At 61.9% G+C, this 577-nt stretch carries 1 protein-coding gene; it reads left to right on the top strand.

Going from position 1 to position 577, the window contains the following annotated elements; genetic code table 11:
* A partial coding sequence (locus G3O00_RS43115; RefSeq protein ID WP_206146646.1) for an alpha/beta hydrolase occupies positions 1 to 577 on the top strand: 577 nt, incomplete at both ends.

Raw genomic sequence — 577 nt, 5'->3', positions numbered from 1 at the left:
ACTTTAAATCGGGCGACGGTACCGAAATCTTCTACAAGGACTGGGGCCAGGGTACGCCGGTCGTTTTTTCGCACGGCTGGCCGCTAACTTCGGATGCGTGGGATGCGCAGATGCTGTTCTTCGGCCATCGCGGTTATCGGGTCATCGCACATGACCGTCGCGGGCATGGCCGTTCGGCGCAGCCATGGGACGGAAATGATATGGATACCTATGCGGATGACCTAGCTGCGCTGCTCGAGCACCTGGACGTGCGCGGCGCGATGCTCGTTGGCCATTCGACCGGCGGCGGCGAGGTGGCGCACTACATCGGCCGGCACGGCACGGCGCGGGTGGCGAAGGTGGTGCTGATCGGTGCGGTGCCGCCGATCATGCTGAAGACGGAAGCGAACCCGGGCGGTCTGCCGATGGAAGTATTCGACGGGATCCGGAACGGTGTCGTGAAGAACCGCTCGCAGTTTTACAAGGATCTAGCGGTGCCGTTCCACAATTTCAACCGTGAAGGCGCGGTGGCGTCGCAAGGAACGATCGATTCGTTTTGGGCGCAGGGGATGATGGGCTCGATCAAGGGCCAGTTCGA

This window comes from Burkholderia sp. Ac-20384 (genome assembly GCF_017104605.1).
Taxonomy (GTDB): domain Bacteria; phylum Pseudomonadota; class Gammaproteobacteria; order Burkholderiales; family Burkholderiaceae; genus Burkholderia; species Burkholderia lata.
Note: the sequence above shows the minus strand (reverse complement) of the source record. Positions and strands in the feature narration are given on the sequence as shown.